The sequence below is a fragment of the Rhodococcus phenolicus genome (genome assembly GCF_001646785.1).
Taxonomy (GTDB): Bacteria; Actinomycetota; Actinomycetes; order Mycobacteriales; family Mycobacteriaceae; genus Rhodococcus; species Rhodococcus phenolicus.
Window position 1 is genome coordinate 1 of record NZ_LRRH01000170.1, and the last position, 3,721, is coordinate 3,721.

Sequence of the window (3,721 nt, forward strand, 5' to 3'; positions counted from 1 at the left end):
GGGAAAGGAAGATCAGGGGCGGGCGCGCAGACCGTTGACGAACGGGCAGCCGACGAGGCGGCGGAGCGCGCGGCTCAGGCCGGTGGCGTCGTCGACCGGTTCGTGGAACGGGATGCGCACGTCGTGGTCGCCGGTGCCCGATTCGATGCGCAGCCGCAGGCCGTATCGGTCGAGCCCGAGCGGGCGGATGCGGCCGGACCGCGTGGCCGGGGGGATGCGGCGCGCGATGTGCGCGACGATGTCGGCGTGATCCTGCTCGAGGTGCTGCAGCCACGCGGTTTCGAGTGCGGCGAACGGATCGGGCAGCGCGGTCAGCACGTCCTCGACCTCGACGGATTCGGCGCCGGTGGTGTCCGCGGCGACCACGGAGGCCAGTTCCAGGCGCAGCAGTTCGGTGCCGTGTCCGACGTCGAGCAGTTCCGGGTGCGGAAGGTTCTCGGCGACCTCGAAGGCGAGTTCGCGGGGGTTCTCGACCGGATGCAGCGTTCCGCTGAGCCAGATCAGTGCCCGCACGGGATTGCGCAGCGTCAGCGGCGAATGGTCGGTGAGTTCGAGGACGGCGGACGCTCCTGCCGAGCCGGCCTGCCAGGCGAGTGCGACGGCCGGGCAGTCGTCGGGCACGGTGATCACGACGTCGCCGTCGGTGTGGAGGTGGTGGACTGCGGTGGTCACCGGATCGCAGCCGTCGACGGCGAGCACGGTCGAATCGGCGCGTACGAGCGCGGTGCACACCCGCTCCGCGGTGCTGGGGGCGGGAACGTCGGTGATGGTCTGCATGCCGGCCTCCTCGGTAAGTAGGTGAGGCAAACCTAAGTGATTGTGACAGGAGTCGCAAGAGTCTCCTGGCGCTAACCTGAATCGGTGTCGATCCCGCTCTCCCTCGGTATGCCGCCGTCCCGTGAAGAACCTCGGGGGCTCCTCGATTCGCTGCTGACCCACCGCGTCCCCGCTCCGGCGGGTGTGCCCGTCCGGCTCCTCGCCCCGAGGATCGTGACCGCCGACGACGCGGAGTCCGGTGGCGACGTCGTCGTCGAACTCGATGCGAGCGCCGACGCTCCCGTACCGGCGAGCCGCCGCCCGGTTCGGTATCAGATCGACTGCGCCCCAGAGCATCTCGGCGACGTCCTCGCGTTCACCGCTCCGGCGCCCCTGTGCGTGTACGTCGCGGGCGACACGCTCGCCGACACCGCCCGCGAACTCACCGGAGCCGGCCACGTCCCCGGCCTGCCCGCCGGCCGCAGCGCCGACGAGATCGCCGACTTCCTCGCGGTCCTCGCCCACTCCGACACCGGGTACGTCGCGCGGGCCCGCGACGCCGCCGAAGTTCTCGCGCTGCTGTCCGCGACCACGGCGGCACTGAGCGGATTCGACATCCGGCAGGCGGTCACAGAACCGGACGCCGCTCGCCTCGCCGCCCTCATCCCCGAGGCCGCAGCCGCCGTCCGGGAGATCCTGCTCACCGTCGAGGTCGACGACCCCGCCGCTGTCGCCGCGGGACTCACCGAACTCGGCCTCACCCTCCCCGCCTGAATCGGTTCCATCACCCGGAGCGCGGGGAGTGCGATGCGTAACCTCGTAGGCGTGCCACGCATCGCCTACTTCGGTCCCACCGGAACCTTCACCGAAATGGCGCTCGCGCGCCTCGAGGACACCGGGATCTTCGACGACCCGGTCGAACGGGTGTCGGCGGCCAGCCCACCGGCCGCGCTGCAACTGCTGCGCGACGGGGAGGTCGACGGCGCGGTGGTGCCGATCGAGAGTTCCGTCGAAGGGTCCGTCCCGCCGACGATGGACGCCCTGTCCATCGGCCCGCGCCTGCAGATCGTCGCGGAAACCGAACTCGACGTGACCTTCACCGTGGTCGTGCGGCCCGGCACCACGGCCGACGGCGTCCGGACCGTGGCCGCGTACCCGGTCGCGGCGGCGCAGGTGCGGCAGTGGGTCGCCGACAAGCTGCCGCGAGCCGAGATCGTCGCCGCCTCCTCCAACGCAGGTGCGGCCGAGGACGTCGCCGCCGGCAAGGTCGACGCCGGGGTGTCGACCGCACTGGCCGGTGAGCGCCTCGGTCTCGACGCGCTTGCCGAGGGCGTCGCGGACTTCGCCGGTGCCCGCACCAGGTTCGTGCTGCTCACCCGGCCCGCGAAGACCCCGCCGCGCACCGGGCACGACCGCACCGCCGTCATCCTGCAACTGCCGAACGAACCGGGATCGCTCGTGCGGGCCATGACGGAGTTCGCGACCCGCGGTATCGACCTCACCCGTATCGAATCGCGCCCGACGCGCCAGGAATACGGCACCTACTTCTTCCACTTGGACTGCGTGGGACACATCGACGACGCACTCGTCGCCGAGGCGCTCAAAGCCCTGCACCGCTTCGCGGAGGTCCGATTCCTCGGGTCGTGGGCCGCGGTCGCCGAACACGGTGTGCCCCCGGTGTCGGACGAGGCCGATGCGCAGTGGCTCGACGCCCTGCGGCGTGGAGAGGAGTACCGGTGAGCGGCAGGCTGATCCTGGCCCGGCACGGGCAGACGGTGGCGAACGTGGCACGGCGGCTGGACACCAAGCTGCCCGGCGCCGAACTGACGGAACTCGGTGTCGCGCAGGCGCACACGCTCGGCACCAACCTGGCCGACCGGCCGCCGGTGCTGCTCGTCGCCTCGCACGCGATCCGCGCCCGGCAGACCGCCCACCAGATCGAGCTCGCCTCCGGTGTCGCCGCGACCGTCCGTGACGGGCTGCACGAAGTGCAGGCCGGGGACCTCGAGGACCGCAGCGACGAGGAATCGCACACGCTGTTCATGAAGGTCTACGAGTCGTGGCACAGCGGCGACCTGCGCTCGCGGGTCCCCGGCGGCGAATCCGGTCTCGACGTGATCGACCGGTACGTGCCGGTCGTCGAGGATCTGCGCAACCGGTTCCTCGGTGACGGATCGGGCGACGTCGTAGTGGTCAGTCACGGCGCGGCGATCCGGCTGATCGCCGCGTACCTCGGCAAGGTGCCGGGCAGCTTCGCCACCAGCAACCACCTCGCGAACACCCAGACCGTCGAACTGCTGCCACGTCCCGGCGGCGGCTGGGAGTGCGTGCGGTGGGGCACGTTCCAAGCACCCTTCCACGAAACCGGGGGCGCGGGCGCCGACGATCCGATGGGCTGACCTACCGGTCCGGCCGGTCGTGTTCCAGGCGGGCGACGAGATCGCCGAGCGCCCGCCGCAGGAACCCGTCGGTGCCCGAGCTCAGCGTCGTCCACGCTGTGCCGTCGGGAGCGGTCGACGACGTGCTGACCACCCGTCCCACGGTGGTGTCGAAGACCGTGACGGGGCCACCGACCGTGCCGGTGACACCGTCGCCGTGCCGGATCCCAACGATCTCGGCGAACGTGACGCACGGCCCGAGCGCTGCCCCGAGGACCGCGGCCTCCGCAGCGGGCGCCCCGGCTTCCCTCAGCCGACGGGCGGTACGCGCACCGTCCCCGCTGCCCTCGGTCAGTGCCTCGGACAGCCGGGCGGTCGGCAGGCTCATCCCGCCGGTGCGGGCCGGTTCGGCCGGGCCGAGAATCCGCACGATCGGGGACACCGACCCGGAGTCGGCGTCGTCGAGTACGAAACCGTCGGACACGACCCGCACGGCCACCGTCCGCGCGCCGGCACCGGACACCCCCGCCTCGGCGCTGCCGTGCGCGAGACACAACCGGTCGACCTCGCCGGTGCGGAACCGCCGC

5 protein-coding genes are annotated in these 3,721 nt (G+C 71.9%); 3 read left to right on the forward strand and 2 right to left on the reverse strand.

Features of this window, described 5'->3' with window-relative positions:
* Positions 1 to 12 precede the first annotated feature (12 nt).
* Positions 13 to 777: a DUF2470 domain-containing protein gene (locus tag A8G15_RS28500; protein WP_068166568.1), complete on the reverse strand. Its 765-nt coding sequence runs from the start codon at positions 775 to 777 to the stop codon at positions 13 to 15.
* A gap of 84 nt (positions 778 to 861) precedes the next feature.
* Between A8G15_RS28500 and A8G15_RS28505 the strand changes: the two genes are divergently transcribed.
* The 3 genes from A8G15_RS28505 to A8G15_RS28515 are packed head-to-tail and all read left to right on the forward strand — an operon-like array spanning position 862 to position 3,155.
* The gene (locus A8G15_RS28505; RefSeq protein WP_245688047.1) at positions 862 to 1,530 is read left to right on the forward strand and encodes a hypothetical protein; all 669 of its coding nucleotides are present in this window, start codon (positions 862 to 864) and stop codon (positions 1,528 to 1,530) included.
* Between the two features lie 51 nt (positions 1,531 to 1,581).
* Positions 1,582 to 2,496: a prephenate dehydratase gene (gene pheA / locus A8G15_RS28510; RefSeq protein WP_068166572.1), complete on the forward strand. Its 915-nt coding sequence runs from the start codon at positions 1,582 to 1,584 to the stop codon at positions 2,494 to 2,496.
* Positions 2,493 to 3,155 (forward strand): histidine phosphatase family protein, encoded by a 663-nt coding sequence (locus A8G15_RS28515; protein ID WP_068166570.1) that lies wholly within the window; start codon positions 2,493 to 2,495, stop codon positions 3,153 to 3,155. The genes pheA and A8G15_RS28515 overlap by 4 nt, the downstream gene beginning before the upstream one ends.
* A 1-nt stretch (position 3,156) precedes the next feature.
* Here A8G15_RS28515 and A8G15_RS28520 read toward each other — a convergent pair.
* Positions 3,157 to 3,721, reverse strand: a 565-nt coding sequence (locus A8G15_RS28520) for an ESX secretion-associated protein EspG (protein ID WP_211270261.1), incomplete at its 5' end; no start/stop codon positions are given.